Origin of the sequence: Thiorhodococcus drewsii AZ1 (assembly GCF_000224065.1) — a bacterium.
In the GTDB taxonomy this organism is placed as follows: domain Bacteria; phylum Pseudomonadota; class Gammaproteobacteria; order Chromatiales; family Chromatiaceae; genus Imhoffiella; species Imhoffiella drewsii.
The window spans coordinates 81,508-96,007 of the sequence record NZ_AFWT01000007.1; the positions used below are offsets into that span (position 1 = coordinate 81,508).

General features: G+C 63.1%; 11 protein-coding genes. 5 read left to right on the forward strand and 6 right to left on the reverse strand.

Features of this window, described 5'->3' with window-relative positions; translation table 11 throughout:
* The first annotated feature begins 2 nt into the window (after positions 1 to 2).
* Positions 3 to 5,051, forward strand: coding sequence for a diguanylate cyclase domain-containing protein (locus THIDRDRAFT_RS06330; protein WP_007039984.1), 5,049 nt, complete (start codon positions 3 to 5; stop codon positions 5,049 to 5,051).
* A 13-nt stretch (positions 5,052 to 5,064) separates the two neighbouring features.
* Here THIDRDRAFT_RS06330 and THIDRDRAFT_RS06335 read toward each other — a convergent pair whose 3' ends face one another.
* The 5 genes from THIDRDRAFT_RS06335 to THIDRDRAFT_RS06355 all read right to left on the reverse strand — a co-directional run bounded on the left by THIDRDRAFT_RS06335 (position 5,065) and on the right by THIDRDRAFT_RS06355 (position 8,890).
* Complete coding sequence (locus THIDRDRAFT_RS06335) at positions 5,065 to 5,832, reverse strand: arylamine N-acetyltransferase family protein (protein WP_007039985.1); 768 nt, start codon at positions 5,830 to 5,832, stop codon at positions 5,065 to 5,067.
* 70 nt (positions 5,833 to 5,902) lie between these two features.
* Positions 5,903 to 6,094, reverse strand: coding sequence for a hypothetical protein (locus THIDRDRAFT_RS26495; protein ID WP_007039986.1), 192 nt, complete (start codon positions 6,092 to 6,094; stop codon positions 5,903 to 5,905).
* Between the two features lie 83 nt (positions 6,095 to 6,177).
* Complete coding sequence (gene asd / locus THIDRDRAFT_RS06345) at positions 6,178 to 7,062, reverse strand: archaetidylserine decarboxylase (protein ID WP_007039987.1); 885 nt, start codon at positions 7,060 to 7,062, stop codon at positions 6,178 to 6,180.
* Positions 7,059 to 7,679: an SCO family protein gene (locus THIDRDRAFT_RS06350; RefSeq protein WP_007039988.1), complete on the reverse strand. Its 621-nt coding sequence runs from the start codon at positions 7,677 to 7,679 to the stop codon at positions 7,059 to 7,061. The genes asd and THIDRDRAFT_RS06350 overlap by 4 nt, the downstream gene beginning before the upstream one ends.
* Positions 7,680 to 7,693: 14 nt before the next feature.
* Entirely contained in the window at positions 7,694 to 8,890 is a 1,197-nt protein-coding gene (locus THIDRDRAFT_RS06355) for a pyridoxal-phosphate-dependent aminotransferase family protein (protein WP_040844133.1), read from the reverse strand.
* Positions 8,891 to 9,048: 158 nt separating this feature from the next.
* Here THIDRDRAFT_RS06355 and msrB point away from each other — a divergent pair, with 158 nt between their 5' ends.
* From msrB to THIDRDRAFT_RS06375, 4 genes are all read left to right on the forward strand, one after another.
* Complete coding sequence (gene msrB, locus THIDRDRAFT_RS06360) at positions 9,049 to 9,456, forward strand: peptide-methionine (R)-S-oxide reductase MsrB (RefSeq protein WP_007039990.1); 408 nt, start codon at positions 9,049 to 9,051, stop codon at positions 9,454 to 9,456.
* Between the two features lie 344 nt (positions 9,457 to 9,800).
* Positions 9,801 to 10,295 (forward strand): ATP-dependent zinc protease family protein, encoded by a 495-nt coding sequence (locus tag THIDRDRAFT_RS06365; RefSeq protein WP_007039991.1) that lies wholly within the window; start codon positions 9,801 to 9,803, stop codon positions 10,293 to 10,295.
* Between the two features lie 213 nt (positions 10,296 to 10,508).
* On the forward strand, positions 10,509 to 11,969 hold the full coding sequence (locus tag THIDRDRAFT_RS06370) for a circularly permuted type 2 ATP-grasp protein (RefSeq protein WP_007039992.1): 1,461 nt from the start codon (positions 10,509 to 10,511) through the stop codon (positions 11,967 to 11,969).
* A 172-nt stretch (positions 11,970 to 12,141) separates the two neighbouring features.
* Positions 12,142 to 13,104, forward strand: coding sequence for an alpha-E domain-containing protein (locus THIDRDRAFT_RS06375; protein WP_007039993.1), 963 nt, complete (start codon positions 12,142 to 12,144; stop codon positions 13,102 to 13,104).
* Here the strand turns inward: THIDRDRAFT_RS06375 and THIDRDRAFT_RS06380 are convergent.
* On the reverse strand, positions 13,095 to 14,450 hold the full coding sequence (locus tag THIDRDRAFT_RS06380; protein WP_007039994.1) for a YhjD/YihY/BrkB family envelope integrity protein: 1,356 nt from the start codon (positions 14,448 to 14,450) through the stop codon (positions 13,095 to 13,097). The genes THIDRDRAFT_RS06375 and THIDRDRAFT_RS06380 overlap by 10 nt on opposite strands.
* Between the last annotated feature and the right edge of the window lie 50 nt (positions 14,451 to 14,500).

Genomic DNA, 14,500 nt, shown 5'->3' on the forward strand with positions numbered 1-14,500 from the left:
AGATGATCGATATTCCCGGATACGATCAGGCGGTTCGTATCTACGAGAGCCAGGTATCGCTAGTGCTGAGGGCTCGCCGACAGGAGGATGGGCTTTCGGTCATCCTCAAGATCCTCAAGAACGCCTATCCGAGCGCGCGCGATCTGGCCCGCTATCGGCACGAATACGCGATGCTGGGTCAGCTCCGCAGCGATCGCATCATCGGTTCCATCGGCCTGATCGAGTATGGCAATACGCTGGTTCTGGTGCTTGAGGATTTTGGTGCCCAATCCCTCAAATCCCTGCTTCAAGTCCGTCCTTTTGCGCTCCCGGATCTGCTCCGCATTGCCATCGACGTGGCGCGCGGGCTGAGCGAGTTGCATGGGACTCGGATCATCCACAAGGACATCAATCCGTCCAATATCGTTCACAATCCGGCGTCCGGACAGACCAAGCTCATCGACTTAGGGATCGCCGCGATGGTGTCCCCGAGCAATCCGCATCGCGACGACACCGGTCTGCTCGAAGGTACCCTGGCCTATATCTCCCCCGAGCAGACGGGCCGCATGAACCGTTCGCTCGACTACCGCTCGGATCTCTATTCGCTCGGAGTTACGCTCTACGAGTTGCTCACCGGGTCGCTGCCGTTCAGTGCCAACCATTCGCTCGAACTGGTGCATGCCCACATCGCCAGGAGCCCACGCCCGGTTCGCGAGATTCGGCCAGAGCTTCCCTGCGTGTTGTCGAGCATCGTCGATCGGTTGATGGCCAAGACGGCCGAGGCGCGCTATCAGAGCGCGGCCGGGCTCGCGCACGACCTGGAGGAGTGCCTGAGCCGTTTGGAGCGCTGCGGCGAGATCAGCCCTTTTGTCCTCGGACAGCGCGATCGGCTGGAGGTCTTCTATCTGCCGCAGAAGCTCTATGGCCGAGACCGGGAGATTGCCACCCTGCTCGATGCATTCGAGCGCTGCGCGCAGGGCGAGGGTGCCTGGCTCCTGGTCTCCGGCTACTCGGGAACCGGCAAGACCTCGCTGATCAAGGAGGTCCACAAGCCGATCGCGCGGTTGCGGGGCTATTTCATCGAGGGCAAGTTCGATCAATACCAGCGTGCCACGCCCTATTCGGCCATCCGTCAGGCGATCGTCGGGCTCGTGGACGTCTGGCTCGCGGATTCGGACGAAAGACTCGCCTGTCGGCGAGTCGAAATCCTGGAGGCGATCGGCGATCTTGGGCAGGTGCTGTTCGAGGTCGCACCGAATCTCGAATTGATTCTTGGACCTCAGCCGGCCGTTCCGGCCCTGTCGGGGATGGAATCCCAGAACCGCTTCAGCCTCGTCTGCCGTCGTTTTTTCAAGGCGGCCGCCGAACATCTGCTGGTGGTGTTCATCGACGACCTGCAATGGGCCGATCTGGCCTCGCTCAATCTGTTGGGCGCACTCATCACGGATCCCGACATCCGGCATCTGCTGCTGATCGGCGCCTATCGCGACAACGAGGTCGATCCGTCGCATCCGCTGGCGCTCATGATCGATCGCATGAGCGAAGGTGGGTTCGAGCCCACAGGGATCCGGATTGGGAACCTCTCGCTCGCGGATGTGACCCTGCTCGCGCGTGATGTGTTGCACTCTGAGAGTGACTCGGTCGAAGAGCTGGCGACGCTGATTCAGCGCAAGACGCTCGGAAACCCCTTCTTCGTGAGTCAATGTCTGAGCGCCTTTCACGCGGAAGGCTTGATTCGCTACGATCAGGCCGCGACCGCCTGGACCTGGGATCTGGCGGCGATCCAGCGGCGCGATATCACCGACAACGTGGTGGAGTTGATGGCCGCGAAGATCCGGTCGTTGGTTCCAGAGACGCGTCGGATGCTCGAACTCGCGGCCTGTATCGGCAACCGCTTCGACCAGGGGACGCTCTCCCTGATCGCCGCGTCCGAGGGACCAGGGGTGGATCGCGCCCTCGACGAGGGCGTGACCGAGGGGCTCTTGATTCGGCATGGAGAGGGGCTCTACCGATTCTCGCATGACCGAATCCAGCAGGCCGCCTATTCGCTGATCGCCGAGACCGAGCGCGCGTCCCGTCACCTTGAGATCGGGCGTCTGCTGTTGCGCGGTTGCGATACGTCCGATCGTTCGGGGCGGATCTTCGAGATCGTCGACCAGCTCAATGCGGGTCGGCGTCTGATCCTCGATCCCGAGGAGCGTCTGGAGCTGACTCGGCTCAATCGTGAGGCCGCCACCAAGGCCAAGGATGCCGCCGCCTTTGCCGCGGCCGTCGGCTATCTCCGCGTCGCTTGCGAGCTGCTTTCGCCCGCGTCTTGGAGCGAACAGCGCGATCTGGCCTTCGCGCTACTCTGCGAGCTGTCCGTCTGTCTCTGTTTCGCCGGCGAAACCGATGAGATCGAGCCGCTCTTCGCCCGGCTGTTGGAGTGGGCGCGGGGTCCGGAAGAGGAGGTCGCCGTGCACCGCATCCGGATGGAGCACTACCACCTGCGCGGCGAGTATGCCCGTGCGGTCGAGATCCAGAGGGAGGCGTTGCACCTGCTCGGAATCGATGTCCCGAAGGAGGCCGCGTCTTTGCAGGCGCTTCTCGAGCGTGAGATCCAGGATGTCTCGCGTCTGCTTGGCGAGCGCTCAATCGAGAGCCTCGTCGATGCGCGGCCGATGCGCTCGGGCCATCATCAGACGGTCATGGACATCCTCATGGGCCTATGGACCAGCGCCTATCTGGATTCACAGCCGGAACTGGTCGCCTGGGCCTCGTGCCGCATGACCAATCTTTCGCTGGAGCATGGAAACAATCACCTGACCTCCTATGCCTACATGAACTACGGGTTCGTGTGTGTCGCCCTGCTGGACGAATATGCGCGGGGGCATCGCTTCGGTCAGGTCGCGATCCGTCTCTCGGACCGCTACGAAGACCGGCTGATTCGTGGCAAGGTCTATCTGCTGTTCGCCGTCTTCGTGAATCACTGGCGTGCGCCGCTCATCGAGTCGCTCGACTACAGCCTCAAGTCCTTTCCGCTGCTGGTGGAGAGCGGCGACTGGACCTACGCCGGCTATTGCGCCGAATTCGTGATCTCGGATCCCATGATCTGCGGACACTCCTGTCACAGCCTCTACGAAGAGGCCCAACGCTATATCCCCTTCCTGCAGACCAACGCGCCCGTCGTTCTCGATTCCTTCTTCCGTCCGGCCTGTCTCAATCCGCTGCTGCACCTGATGGCCCTGACGCAGAGCGACGCGACCTTCGACGATGGGACGTTCTCGGAGGCCGCTTTTCTCGATTCTCATCGCGACAACCCGCTCGCCCTATCCTATTTCTACACGGCCAAACTGCGTGCGCTCTACTGGCTCGGCCATCTGGATGCCGCCCTGGCTATGGTCGACAAGGCCGACTTCGTCGCCGGCGTCGCCCTGGCCCAGGCCAAGGTTCCCGAGATCTATTTTTTCGCCTGTCTGACGATTCTGGAACAGTATCCGCAGATCTCGTTCGACGAGAGGGCGGGCTATCGCGAGAAGATCGAGGGGTATCAGGCGCGGATGTTGCGCTGGGCGCAGGAGAGCCCGGCCAATTTCCGGCACAAACGATATCTGGTCGAGGCCGAGCTGGCCCGGGTCGATGGGGACCCCTGGACGGCCTTGGTCCTCTATGAGCGGGCGATCGACGCGGCGTGCGAGGGTGGTTATCTGAACAACGAGGCGCTTGCCTACGAACGACTCGCCCGCTTCTATCTCGACCGGGGGCTGGATCGGTCCGCCGCCTTCTACATGCGGGAGGCCCGTTACGCCTATCTCAAATGGGGAGCGGCGGCGAAGATCGCGCAGCTCGATCGGGATTATCGGGCGCTGCTCGCGCATGCCTGGGATGATTCGCGGCGGGGCGATCGTCTTTCGATGGGGACCACGATCCTGGAGACCGGGACCTTCGAGATCAGCGAGCAGGCCGAGACCCTGGAGGTCTTCTCCATCGTCGAGGCATCTCAGAGCCTGGCCAGCGAGATCTATTTGGACGGGCTTCTGGTCCGCATGATGGAGATCGTCATGGAGCACGCAGGGGCTGACCGCTGTCTGCTCATCGCGGTTCAGGACGCCCGTCTATACCTCCGGGCTGAGACGCAGGCCGATCGGCGACAGGTGTCCATGCCGCAGGATCTGGCGGTCGAGGATGCCGGCGACCGGCTTCCCTTGAGCCTGATCCAGTATTGCGCGCGAACCCGCCAGCAAGTCGTGCTCGCCGATGCCCGTGAGGAGGATGGCTACAGCCAGGATCCCTATTTCGTGGCGAGCGCTATGCGCTCGGCGCTCTGTGTGCCTTTGCTGTTGCGTGGCGAGCTGGCCGGTCTGCTGTACGTTGAGAACAGCCTCGTCAGGGATGCCTTCACGGACAAGCTGCTGCGCATTCTGGGTCTGCTCTCGACTCAGATCGCCATCTCGATCCAGAACGCGGACTTCTATCGCCGCCTCGAATCCCTGGTCACGGAGCGCACCGAAGAGCTGAGCCAGGTCAACGATCAGCTGCGGCGGGCGAACGAAGAGCTGCGCCAGCTATCCACGACCGATGGACTGACCCAGCTGGCGAATCGCCGTTATCTGGACGACTATCTGCGGCGCGAGTGGAGGCGTCACCTCAAACATGGGCTGCCTCTGGTCATCGCCCTCTGCGATATCGACTACTTCAAACAGTACAACGACACCTACGGGCACCTGGATGGAGATCGGTGCCTCGTCGGCGTCGCCCGCGCCCTTGATGCGGCGGCGGGACGCAAGGCCGATCTGGTCGCGCGCTACGGTGGCGAGGAATTCGCGGTGGTATTGCCGGATACGGATGAGAAGGGCGCGCGGAGCATGATCGACAAGATACGCTCCAATATCGAGGCATTGGCGATTCCGCACGCCCGGTCCGAGGCCGGGCATCATGTCACGATCAGCATCGGCGTTTATCAGGGGGTACCGTCGTCGGCCGATGTCGCCACCGCCTTGTCGGCGGCCGATCAGTGTCTTTATGCGGCCAAGTCGAGCGGGCGGGATTGCGCCGTCCTGAATGCTGTCATGGTGACCCGGTCCGGGGTCTGAGGGGCGTTTCGGTTCAGGCCCTCTTCAGTCCGAATCGTGCGCTGAGGACCGAGTCCAGGCGTTCGGGGGCGATGGTTTCGGTTGTGGTCCGTCCTTCGCGTTCCTGTTTGAGGCGGTCGCCGAGGAGGGTGTCCCGGCCGGTCGGATGGTGCAGAACGACCAGAAGCTTCTGCACGAAGATGGTGTCCGGGTGGGTCGAGTTGAGATAGTTGGCGGGGGTGAAGTCGATCCATTCCTGCGGCCAGAGATCGAAGGCATATTGGTTCAGCCATTCCTGCTCCACCAGCGCCTGGAGCAGATATCCCCGTTCGTCGAGTTTGGTCAGTCGGAAACGATCGAAGTCCTGCTCGATCTCCCGATCCAGGTCGTCCAGTGCGATTGGCGCGCGGATTCCGTGACTGCCGAATCCCAGGTCGCAGAGCCATTCGCGCCCGTCGAGCTGGGCGACGATCGCGGCGTGGGTTCTGGGGCGACGAACCGGGTAGAACATCGGTCGGGCGGCGACGAATTGGTAGTGGATGCCGAGCGCCCGCAGGGCCATGGCGAAGAGTCCGTTGACCTCGTAACAGTAGCCGCCGCGTTGATGGACGAGGATCTTATCGACGATCTCCTCTGGGATCAGCGAGACGACCTTACCGGCCTGGACGTCGAGATTCTCGAAGGGGACGCTGAAGAGTTGATGGCGCATCAGCGCCGCCAACGTAGCCAGGTCGGGTGCGAGCGGGCCTCTATAACCGATGCGCTGACAGTAGCGATCGAGGTCGAAATTCGCGGCCTCCATATGGGCTCCTTGGGGTGTCGTGGAATGGCGCCAGGCATCCCTTTTTTGCACGGCGCGTCGAATGTGTCGCTCACGCCGGCCCGGTGAGTCGCTCCAACTCCTCCAGATACCGCAGAGCCTCATGGCGGTCGGCCCCGCACATCTCCGGCATCGGGACCAGCGATCCGCAGACCTGCGGCCGTTCGCGGCGTCCGAACAATCGGCAGCCAAGCTCGGAAGTCAGCTGGGTGCAGGGTACGCCGGCCGGCTTGCCGCTCGGCATCCCAGGGATGGGGCTGCTGATGGAGGGTGCGATACAGCAGGCGGCGCAGCCGGGGCGGCAGGCGATGGGGTGGTTGGGTTCGGTCAGCGCAGACCTCCGATCCGCTGGCCGAGCCGTACCTTGTGGCCGGGTCGCAGGTCTGGATCCCAGTCGATCCGGTCGGGCGGGAAGAGCAGGATCACCGTCGAGCCCAGATTGAAGCGTCCCATCTCGGCGCCGCGCTCCAGATGGATGTGGTGGCTGTCGTCCGGGTAGTCCCAGCTCAGGATGGCGCTGCCCGAATGGGGCGGGGTGATCTCTCCCGCCCAAACCGTCTCCATGCCGCCGACAAAGATGGCGCCGACCAGCACCAGCCCCATGGGGCCAGCCTCGCTGTCGAAGCGGCAGACCACCCGCTCGTTGCGGGCGAAGAGTCCGGGAACGCCCTTGGCCGTGGTCGCGTTGACGCTGAATAGACGTCCGGGGATATGGATCATCTGGCTCAGGTCGCCCGAGAGCGGCATGTGAATGCGGTGGTAGTCGCTCGGCGAGAGATAGATGGTCGCGAACTGTCCGCCGTCGAACGGGTGCAATGCCTCGGGGTCCAGGCCGAGCAGATCCTGAACACGGTAATCGTGCCCTTTGGCCTGGATGAGCCGGCCGTCGGAGATGGCCCCGATCTGGCTGATGGCCCCATCCACGGGGCAGAGGATCGCGCGCGGATCTGGATCCAGCGGACGCACATCGGGTCGGAGCGCACGGGTGAAGAAGGCGTTGAAGTGCGGATAGGCGGAGAGACTCGGCTCGACCGCTTGGCTCATGTCGATCCGATAGAGTCGTGCGAAGCCATGGATCAGGAGTGATTTGAGCGGTTTCCAGCGCACCCGGGCCAGCCGATACATGAGCTGCGAGAGGGTGCGCTGAGGCAGGATGTGCTGGAGCCCGACGAAGAGACGCTGGGTCGGGGTCGGGGCGTTCGAGTCTGTCATGAATTCTCCGGTGGGAGCAGTGCCCTGGCGTTGGCGACGAGCGCCTTGAGGTCCTCGGCCATTGCTGCGCCATCCTCTCGATCTGGAAACAGCGCCAGCAGATAGCCGCCCGGACCCAGGACGAAGAGCGTCAGCGGGGCGTCGGGGCTGACGCCGAGCGCGCCTTGCAGTCGGGCGATCTCGTCGCTGTCACCGCCGAGGATGTGGAGTGCGGGTGAGAGCGTGGCGAAGCGCCGGGCCAGCAGGGTTTGGTCGGTCGTGGTCACCAGGACGAGTTGCAGCTGCTTACGCAGTGTGTTCTGGTCGGCGATGCGGTTGTAGACCTCGATCAGACGCTGGACACCGCGTTGTCCGGACGCCTGGGCAAGGTCGCCGAAACCGAGCAGGGTCCATTGCTCCGCGAGTTGTTGATGGTCGAAGGGTTGACCGAGTGCATCATGGAGGCTGAAGCTGGGCAGGTCGCTCGGCGGTTGCAGCAGGACGCCGTTGATCATGGGGATCTCGGCGTCTCCCTGTTGGCGCTGGTTGCCCCACTGATAACCGAATAGAAAGAGCGACATGGCCCCCAGCGCCATCAGCAGGCGGATCCAGAGGCGATGTCTGTTGCGAAGGAGCATGGTCGGTGTTTTCGCTAAGGGGCCGGTGTCTTCTGATCGAGCACGGTGCGGACCGCTTCGAGCGCGGCCCCGGCGTCGGTCCGATGTCCGAGCGCCGACAGTTCGTTGGCCAGCGCGCCCACGCAGAGCAGGATGTTCGTCGGGCGGCTGCTGTAGCCCATGAGTCCGATGCGCCAGATCTTGCCCGCCAGGTCCCCAAGGCCGGCACCGAGCTCCAGGTTGTAGTGTTGGAGCAGTCGGGACCGAACCAGCGCCTCGTCGATGCCGCCGGGGACCGCCACGCTGTTGAGCTGCGGCAGGCGCTCGTCCACGGGCACGATCAACTCCAGCCCCAACGCCTCCAATCCGGCGCGCAGCGCGCGATGGTGATGGGCGTGGCGCTCCCAGGCCTGCTCGACGCCTTCCTCCGCCAGCATCACCAGAGATTCATGCAGTGCATAGAGTGCGTTGACCGGCGCCGTGTGGTGATAGGTGCGTTTCTGCTCGCCGCTCCAGTAACCCATGACCAGATTGAGGTCGAGAAACCAGCTTTGGACCTTGGTCTTGCGCTGGCGGACCTTCTCCAGTGCGCGTTCGCCGAAGGTGACGGGCGCCAGCCCCGGGGTGCAGGAGAGACACTTCTGCGATCCGGAATAGACGGCATCCAGCCCCCAGGCGTCGACCTCCAGCGGCGAACCGCCGAGCGCGGTGACCGCGTCCACGATCGTCAGGCAATCGTGCCGGTGGGCGATCTCGGCGAGCGTCTGGGCGTCCGAACTGGCGCCGGTGCTGGTTTCGGCCTGGACGAAGGCGAGCAGACGGGCGTTCGGATGGGCCTTCAGGGTCTCCTCGACCTGGTTCGGGTCGACCGCGCGTCCCCACTGCCCCTGGACGACGATCGGGATGCCGCCGGTGCGTTCGATGTTCTCCTTCATGCGTGCGCCGAAGACGCCGTTGATGCAGACCACGACCTCGTCACCTGGCTCGACCAGATTGACGAAGCAGATCTCCATGCCGGCGGAGCCCGGCGCCGAGACCGGCATGGTCAGGGCGTTCTCGGTACGGAAGGCGAGACGCAGAAGGTCCTTGAGCTCGTCCATCATGGTGACGAACGCGGGGTCCAGATGGCCAATGGTGGGGCGGGCCAGCGCGGCCAGGACACGGGGGTGGACATCGGCTGGGCCCGGCCCCATTAGGGTTCGGACCGGCGGGTTGAAGGAACGGATCATGATGTTGCCTTCCGGAATTCTGTCGGTGGTAATGGCGATCCCAGTCGATCGCTGGGTTTCGATCGAATTTTTCGCGATGAACGGTCGAGTATAGAGTCCGTGCCCAGCGCGGCTCAAGGCAATACGCGCTCGATCCCATCGCCTCTCTGGTAGAGGGCAGCATGTCTCGACAGACCGACAAGACCGACGCCGAGTGGCGCGACGAACTCAGCCCCGAACAATATCGGGTATGCCGAGAAAAGGGCACCGAGCCGCCCTTCACCGGACGTTATCACGCCTTCAAGGAGGCGGGACTCTACCGCTGCTCCTGTTGCGGCGAGCCCCTGTTTCGCTCCGATGAGAAATTCGATTCGGGAACCGGTTGGCCGAGTTTCTGGGAGTCGGTTGGGGCGGACGCCGTCGCCACCCAGGAGGACAACAGTCACGGCATGCGCCGCACCGAGGTCCAGTGTGCGAACTGCGGCGCCCATCTCGGACACGTCTTTCCCGACGGCCCGCGTCCGACCGGGCTACGATACTGCATCAACTCGGTGTCGCTCGATTTCGAGCCCGGGTCAGAGAGTCCCTGATGCGCCGGTCTGGGCGTCCCGGTCGATCCGCGACTCAGCGCGGTGCCTCTGACTTATCCGGCTGCGTATCGCTCGGTTGACCCGGGCCGGTGCCGAGCAGACCTGAGGCAAGGTCAGGCTGCGCATGGATGGCTCCAGGGTGCTCGAATAAGAGGCAGGGGGTTGAAGTGGCCGCGATTCTAGGCCGGGTCCGGTGTGGCGTCGACGTCTATTCGACAGCATGCGGGCCGAGCACGAAAGGCGTTTTGATCCCTGTGTTTTCGGTTGGTTAGAGGCGTTCTTTTACGTGTTGAAAAATGGGTTCTATGGGATGTTCGATACGGTCTTTTGGGAGCGGTAAAAGGATGATTGAGACATCGACGAACACCGCGTCTCTGTGCCTGGGCTGGCGCGAATGGCTGGCGCTGCCCGAGCTGGGGCTGCCCTGCATCAAAGCCAAGGTGGACACCGGGGCGCGCAGCTCGACATTGCACGCCTTCTATGTCGAGCCCTTCGAGGTGGAGGGTCGTCTATGGGTGCGCTTTGGTGTGCATCCACTGCAGCATCGGGACGATCTGGTGGTCCATTGCGAGGCCCCGGTGATCGACCAGCGCCAGGTGACGGATTCGGGTGGTCATCGCGAGGTGCGTTACCTGATTCAGACCCGCCTGATGCTGGGCGGAAACGGCTGGCCGATCGAGGTGACCCTGACCAACCGCGAGACCATGCTGTTTCGCATGCTGTTGGGACGAACGGCGGTCGCGGGCCGAGCGTTGGTGGATCCGGCCAAGTCCTTTCTGCTCGGGCGCGAGAAGGCGCCTTGGGGACAGTATTCCGCCGTCGAGTCCGTCTCCGAGTGAGAGTTCCGTATCGCCTGGACCGCGTTGCGTCGGGCGTTCGGGATAGACTTGATCGGTCGCTGTCCAGCATACTGGAACTCCAGATCGCGACCGATCAGGGTCGCTAGAACCTCGGGATCGTCCCGCTGCCTTGGGCATGCCGGATCCTCTCAAGTATCTCCGAAGCGTTTCGTCTTCCGGCTGGGATTGGGATTCAGCGAGCGAGTAGGTGCCATGAGTATCGATTGGAATACATATCCTTGCGACGATTTCTACGATGAGCTGGTCGCCGAGCCGGGTCGCGGGCGTTCGGCCGTCGCCGGAATGCTGGCGGATCTCGAAGCGCTCGGGCCGGACGAGCTGGTCGCACGCCAGGAGGCGGCCAATGTCTCGATCAAGGAGATGGGGATCACCTTCACCGTCTATTCGGAGGAAGGGGGCACCATCGACCGTACCTGGCCCTTCGACATCATTCCCCGCATCATCCCCCAGTCCGAGTGGGATCGTGTCGAGGCCGGGCTGAAGCAGCGCGTTCAGGCGCTCAATCTCTTCATCGACGATCTCTACCACGATCAGAAGATCATCAAGGACGGCGTTTTTCCGCATGAGGTGCTGGCCAAGTCGGTCAATTTCCGGCCTCAGTGCGTCGGGGTGTCTCCGCCGCTCGGGATCTGGGCCCATATCTGCGGCTCGGACCTGGTGCGCGACGGAGACGGGACCATCTACGTCCTCGAAGACAATCTGCGCGTGCCCTCCGGGGTCTCCTACATGCTGGAGAACCGGCTGGTCACCAAGCGGGTCTTCCCCGAGCTGTTCGAGCACTATGCCCCGCTGCCGGTGGACGACTATCCCTCGCAGCTCTTCGATACCCTGGCGGCGCTCTCGCCGCGTCCGGCCGACTATCCCGAGGTGGTCGTGCTCACGCCCGGCATCTATAACTCGGCCTATTTCGAGCACGCCTATCTGGCGCAGCAAATGGGCTGCGAGCTGGTCGAGGGACGCGACCTCTTCGTCGATGACGACGACTGCGTCTATATGCGCACCGTCGACGGTGCGGCACGGATCGACGTCATCTATCGTCGTATCGACGATCTCTTTCTGGATCCGGAGGCGTTTCATCCCGATTCGGCTCTGGGTGTTCCCGGGCTGATGCGGGCCTGGCAGGCGGGCAAGGTGGCCCTGGCCAATGCGCCGGGCGCGGGCGTGGCGGACGACAAGGTGGTCTACGCCTTCGTGCCGGAGATCATCCGCTACTATCTGGACGCCGAGCCCATCATTCCGAACGTGCCGACCTACCGTTGCATGGAGGTCGATGCACTTGCCTACACCCTGGAGAACATGGAGAAGCTGGTGGTCAAGCCGGCCAACGAGTCGGGCGGTTACGGCATGCTGGTCGGTCCGGCCTCGACCAAGGCCGAGCGCGAGACCTTCGCCGAGCTGGTCAAGAAGGACCCCCGCAACTATATCGCCCAGCCGGCGCTCAAGCTCTCGACCGTGCCAACCATTATCGGCAACAAGCTGGAGCCGCGTCACGTCGATCTGCGACCCTTCATTCTCTCCTCTGATCGTCAGCAGGTCACCATGGGCGGTCTGACGCGGGTCGCCATGCGCAAGGGATCCCTGGTGGTCAATTCATCCCAGGGCGGCGGCAGCAAGGACACCTGGATCCTGCCCGAACAGTCGGAAGGCAACTAGAGAAATGCTGATCTATCGCGTTTCCCTTGCGGGGCAGGGATGCCCCGACATTTCCCATGGCTGTCGGTCGTGGAAAATGAAGCGACTCGAAAAGCGGTTTTAGAGTTGCGAGCCGATCAAGTGCCATGGTGGTCTTTGATCGGCATCTTCCTAGAGTCTGAGGAGCGGATCCATGCTGTCGCGTGTCGCTGAGAATATCTACTGGCTGTCCCGTTACGTGGAGCGCGCCGAGAATACGGCCCGTATCGTTACGGTCAATGCCAATCTGCTGATGGACCTGCCAAAGGGTATCGCCCCCGGATGGCGTCCGCTGGTCGATATCACCGGCGCCAATCCCCTCTTCGAGGAGCACTACAAGGACTATGGCGAGCGCCAGGTGGTGCGTTTCCTCATCGGCGACGAGCGTCACAGCGGCTCCATCCTGTCCGCCCTGGCCGCCGCCCGCGAGAATTGTCGCACCATCCGCGATTTCGTCCCGCGCGAGGCATGGGAGCTGCTCAACGAGCTCTACCTCTTCGCCCGTGGCGAGGTCTCGAAAGGGACGACCAAGAGTGGTCGCCATGCCTATCTCAAGCATCTGGTGCAGAGTATTCAGACGATGTCCGGCATGCTCTCGGGGACCATGCTGCACGATCAGGGTTACGACTTCCTGCATCTGGGGCGCTTCCTGGAGCGCGCCGATATGACCACCCGCATCATCGACGTGCGCTCGGCCAATCTGCTGCCCGAGGAGACCACCGAACTGCGTCCATTCGAGACCATCCAGTGGGTCAGCGTGCTCAAGTCGCTCACCGGCTATCAGGCCTATCGGCGCAGCGAGCAGGTGCGCGTGCAGCGCGGTCCGGTGCTGCGCTTTCTGGTCCAGCGTCCCGAGTTTCCGCGCTCGGTGTGCTTCTGCGTCGACTCGCTGCAGAGCAACCTCACCAAGCTGCCGCGCAACGAGGGTGCGCTGCGGGTGGCCGGACGTCTCAAGCGCACGCTCGAAGGGGTCGAGCCGCGCCGGCTCAATCAGCAGCAGCTCAAGCTCTTCGTCGACGATCTGCAGGTCGGCATCGGCGAACTGCACGACGAGATCGCCCGTACCTGGTTTCCGCCGCCGTTCGGGATGGAAAGCCAGTCGCAGTCTCAGGGGTGAGGTGACACTGGAGTGGCGGTTGTCTCTGCTACGGCCAGGTCGCGGAGCGTGATGCCGCGCAGTGAATCGGCGAGCGCGGCATCGATTCTGGACTCGATTTCGCGAACCGCCTCGCTCTGAGCTGGCTCTTGATAGCGGCCGTTCCCTTCCTCGAAGGCGCGGACCGCGTCCAGCAGGTCTTTGATCCCGATTCCCTCCGGCGCTCGGGCCAACACGTAGGATGGCGGGTCGTCCGGCAGTGTCGGCAGGATGGTATGGGTCCGTTGCAGCATCTCCAGCATGCAGGCGACCTGGTTGCGCGCCAGACGTAGCTGTTTCGCCAGCATTTCGGCATTCGGCGGAGGCTCGCCCTTGAGATAACGCTCGGCGATCGAGACGCCGATCGCAAGCGCCAGACGCTCGCGTACCCGGTTGCTCAACCGGGCGTCGCGATCCCGTGTGGCGAGATACTCGGGATTCTGATAATAGAAGGCGATCGTGGTGCCGATGAGCAGGATCAGCCAGCCCAGATAGACCCAGATCATGAAGAGAATGAGGATCGCCAGGCTCGAATAGATGGCGGTGTACTGGGTCGAGCCCGCCATCACCTTGCCGAACAGCGAGCCTACGCTCTCCCACAGCAGTCCGGCGATCAGGGCGCCAAGAATGGCCGATGAAAGGTGGACCCGGGTGCTGGGCACGAACAGATAGACGAAGGCGAAGGTGAGCGAGATCATGAGATAGGGCGCAACCAGGCTCAACGTTTCCATGAGCACGCCCATCGGCGCCATGTGCATCACCGACTGGACGAACTGGTTGTTGCCGAGCGAGGCCGAAAGCCCCAGCGCGCTGAAGAAGAGCACGGGGCCCAGCGTGAGCAGGCTCAGGTATTGCGGAAAGCGTTGGGCGAAGGGACGTACGTCGGTGACGCGCCAGGCGTAGTTGAATGCCTGCTCGATCTTCTGGATCAGGCTGATGACGGTATAGAGCAGCATCGCCAGACCCACGGATCCCAGGACTCCGACCTGCATATTGTCGACGAAGCCGATGATCTTGGTCGTGATCTCGCGTCCGTTGGTGCCGAGCGGTGACAGGACGTTGCCGAGCAGGGGTTCGATCTGATTGTGAACGCCGAACCCCTTGAGCACCGAGAAGCTGACCGCAAGTAGCGGGACCAGCGACAAGAGCGTGGTATAGACCAGGCTCATGGCGTGCAGTGAGAGATTGCTCCGCGTCATGTCCCGCGCCAGGGCGTACAGGAGTCGCCCGGACCAGATGAGCTTGATCTTCCAGTCCGGGAGTCCGTCGAGCGGTTGCCCCCAGAGTGCGATGTGCAACCGTTCGGATAGCCTCGAATGCGCGTTCATGTCATGACCTCGTTCTCGATCGTTCCCTGTCTCGGCTTCATGTGCCGAGC

Coding starts and splice junctions, on each gene's coding strand:
- THIDRDRAFT_RS06330 (WP_007039984.1), top strand. CDS start 3: ATGATCGATATTCCCGGATACGATCAGGCGGTTCGTATCTACGAGAGC.
- THIDRDRAFT_RS06335 (WP_007039985.1), bottom strand. CDS start 5,832: ATGGAGGCCGCGAATTTCGACCTCGATCGCTACTGTCAGCGCATCGGT.
- THIDRDRAFT_RS26495 (WP_007039986.1), bottom strand. CDS start 6,094: ATGCCGAGCGGCAAGCCGGCCGGCGTACCCTGCACCCAGCTGACTTCC.
- asd (WP_007039987.1), bottom strand. CDS start 7,062: ATGACAGACTCGAACGCCCCGACCCCGACCCAGCGTCTCTTCGTCGGG.
- THIDRDRAFT_RS06350 (WP_007039988.1), bottom strand. CDS start 7,679: ATGCTCCTTCGCAACAGACATCGCCTCTGGATCCGCCTGCTGATGGCG.
- msrB (WP_007039990.1), top strand. CDS start 9,049: ATGTCTCGACAGACCGACAAGACCGACGCCGAGTGGCGCGACGAACTC.
- THIDRDRAFT_RS06365 (WP_007039991.1), top strand. CDS start 9,801: ATGATTGAGACATCGACGAACACCGCGTCTCTGTGCCTGGGCTGGCGC.
- THIDRDRAFT_RS06370 (WP_007039992.1), top strand. CDS start 10,509: ATGAGTATCGATTGGAATACATATCCTTGCGACGATTTCTACGATGAG.
- THIDRDRAFT_RS06375 (WP_007039993.1), top strand. CDS start 12,142: ATGCTGTCGCGTGTCGCTGAGAATATCTACTGGCTGTCCCGTTACGTG.
- THIDRDRAFT_RS06380 (WP_007039994.1), bottom strand. CDS start 14,450: ATGAACGCGCATTCGAGGCTATCCGAACGGTTGCACATCGCACTCTGG.